General features: G+C 37.4%; 3 protein-coding genes. 1 reads left to right on the top strand and 2 read right to left on the bottom strand.

Translation table 11 applies throughout. The annotated features are described in order from the left end of the window. Positions 1 to 74: 74 nt before the first annotated feature. Both B2X33_RS03140 and B2X33_RS03135 read right to left on the bottom strand, forming a co-directional pair. Positions 75 to 1073: a hypothetical protein gene (locus tag B2X33_RS03140; protein ID WP_296667588.1), complete on the bottom strand. Its 999-nt coding sequence runs from the start codon at positions 1071 to 1073 to the stop codon at positions 75 to 77. Between the two features lie 85 nt (positions 1074 to 1158). After that, positions 1159 to 1917, bottom strand: coding sequence for a hypothetical protein (locus B2X33_RS03135; RefSeq protein WP_296667585.1), 759 nt, complete (start codon positions 1915 to 1917; stop codon positions 1159 to 1161). Between the two features lie 154 nt (positions 1918 to 2071). On the opposite strand from B2X33_RS03135, the gene B2X33_RS03130 reads away from it, so the two are divergent. Then, entirely contained in the window at positions 2072 to 2803 is a 732-nt protein-coding gene (locus tag B2X33_RS03130; RefSeq protein ID WP_296019936.1) for a late competence development ComFB family protein, read from the top strand. Positions 2804 to 2912: the final 109 nt, after the last annotated feature.

The raw sequence follows: 2912 nt of genomic DNA, 5'->3' as shown, positions 1-2912 counted from the left end.
CTCATACTTCCATCCGCTTGCCTTTAGCTGGGTGGAAATCATCTTGCTGTAGATTCCGCCTTTTTCGCTCCGACTTAATTTTTTTTATCTTCCAGATAGCGGACGTCTTCTTCTTTTATATTTTTGTAACGGCAGACGGCGCAGCATTTTTGGTTCAAGTCGTCTTCAAAAATATTTTCAACTGTAAAAACCGCGTAGACAGTCCTCTCTTTTATCGGCCCCTTGGAAATCGGAAAGCCAAGGACAACAGAATACTCTTCGTCTTTATTTACGATGATATTCTCTTTTTTGGCGGCAAGAACAAGCCTTTCGCTGTCTATGTAAATTATCTGAGGGGGATTTTTCCGGCCTTCGATTGGCTGGTTCTGGCTAAAATTCTTATCTGAAAGAAAACGCACGACAGAAATCAAAAAAAGTCCGTTTCCGATGGATTTTCCGTCAGAGCGCAAAAGCATGACAAATTTTTCAAGGTATTTTTTTGCTTCCTGCTGGTTTGGCTCTTCAACATCGCTCCACTTTGGATTTACAAAAAGCGGATATTCCGGCGAAAAACCGCAATTTACGCTCGAAGAAATGTTTTTTTCTGAAGAGGAATTTGAATTGAAGCACAAAACCGCCGAAAAATTTTCAGTTTTTTTTGCCTCTTTCTCCTGAATTTTGCTTATGACAGAAGGAATTACAAGCGCAAGTCCGGATTTTACGGCTTTGACTGTCGTTATAAAATAGAGTCCGAGCCTGTTAAAATAAAATTGAACCCGGACTTTTTTTCCGTCAAAAACCTTCACGCTTTCCGGCGGATTTTTTAAGAGAATTATTCCCTGATCAAGGACTGTTATCTGCTCTCCCGGAAGGGCAACAGGAAAAACGCCCGAAGCCACAGTTCGTATTCTGTACCCGTTTTCGGATTTTTCGTTCTCAGCCGCTTTTTCCTGATCAATTTCAATTTCTTCTGTCAAAGTTACAGGAACATTTGCGTCCATTAAATACTGAAGGACAAGCTGGCGTTCAATTCCCGTCAACTGCGAAGAATTTTTTTGTGCGCCTGGTTGATTCTTTTCTTCCTGATTTTGCACCTAACTCTCCTATAAAAAGTCAAGATTAAAAAAGTTTGCAACGCAAACTTTTAAAGATAAAACCAGACGCCATTTTCGGCTGTTTTTATCTTGCATTCTTTTTGATTTTTTTCTGCATTTTTAAAATCTGCAGCTGGTTGATTTTCCAGTTTCCATTAGGATTCTTGAAAAAATAAAGAGCTACATCGGCAAAACCTTTTTTTTGCACAAAGCGGACAGGAACTTCGCAGAGAGAATTCATTTCAAAAGGCTCGCCTAGAATATACTCATCAAAAAGAATAATTTCCTGAACCGTTTGTTTTTCGGCGTCAGAAGAATTTTCACCAGTTTTTTCTTGATTTTGAAGCTCTTCGGATTTTTTTTCATCATTTTCCGGATAAGGAAAATCAAAAGTTTTTTCCCAGCGATTTTTTAATTCAATAGAAAAAAGCGCAAGCTCATAAATATCGGACGGATCAAAAAGATTTGAAGCAAATTTGCTTTTGCACAGCGAAGAGGCAAATTCCTCGGCCATTTTTTTGATTTCCGAATTAAAATTAGAAGTGTTTAGCGAGCCAAAATCTTCGACATAAGGAAAAACCGGCTCCAAACTTTTTGAATAAGCCGAATTTAAGAAAACCTGAGGAGTAAGTTTTATTTTTTTCTCTATAGTGTTTACAACGGAAATATCCTGAGAAAGCCTGTCTTTTTCAAGCTCAAAAGTCCAGTCGGTTCCGGTGATTTTTTTTTCGGCAACCGACTTTAACGAAGATGAATCCTGATCCGTATCGCCAAAATCGCTGTTTTTACAGGAAACAAGAACGAGACAGAAAACAGCAAAATAAAAAATAAACTTTTTTAGCATCGATAGCGTATTTTATCATAACAAAATATAAAATTAAAGGCTGAACTTTATCCGCTTTTATCAGGAAATTGGTTTTGCCAGAAAATTTGCACTCAATCTTTTTTTGTTTTATAATTCAGAAAATATTTTTTTACTAAAAACGGAGCAATTTGCGATGAATATTCATAACCTAATGGAAGAAGTTGTAGGCCACCGGATAAATAAACTTTACAATCAGATAAAAGAGGTTAACGCCTGCTGGCTTACCTGCGACTGCGAAAATTGCCGGGCTGATGCCATAAGCTATGTTTTAAACCGTGTCGCTCCAAGATACGTTGTAAGCGGCCGCGGAGTTATTCATGCGCGCGATGTTCTGCAAGATGCCCAGATAAAAGCCGATATTGACGCTATCGGAATCGAAGGAATCAGAATAATAAGCTCGACAAAAAGACCGTTCCACTCTTCCGCAAGAACAGAATGTATTGTAGAAGCCTGCGAAAAACCGGTTTTTAACTTTCCAATAATTCAGGGCTCAATTCTCGAAGGAAACACTTTTGAGCCGCTCGCAAATGCAACCGTAACGCTCAAGATGGACGGAAAAGAAGTTGATATGGCGGACATTACCTGGGCAAATCCGCTGAACACATACAGCAGCACAAAAGGCTCTTATAGCTTTTGGCCAAAAGCAATCGAAGCAAAAAAAGCAGACGAAACTAAAAAATTTAATTTTTCAATTGAAGTAAAACGTCCTGGCTATGATCAAGTAAATTACGCATTTGATACAGTTCTTATTTCAGAAAATAAAATCCGAAGAGAACTTGATACCACTGTTTCTTTAAAAATAATGGATCTAGTAATGTTTAGAGAAGAAATAAAAAACACAATGAACAGAATGATAAAAGGCTAAATAAATTGATTTTTTTAACTTTTTAAGAAAAAAGGTATTGAACTTTTTTTTTAGATTTGTTATATTAACAAAGTCGTTTGACGAAATGGGCATTTAGCTCAGTTGGTAG

Origin of the sequence: Treponema sp. UBA785, assembly GCF_002297065.1 — a bacterium.
Taxonomy (GTDB): domain Bacteria; phylum Spirochaetota; class Spirochaetia; order Treponematales; family Treponemataceae; genus Treponema_D.
This window is presented reverse-complemented; position numbering and strand designations above follow the sequence as displayed.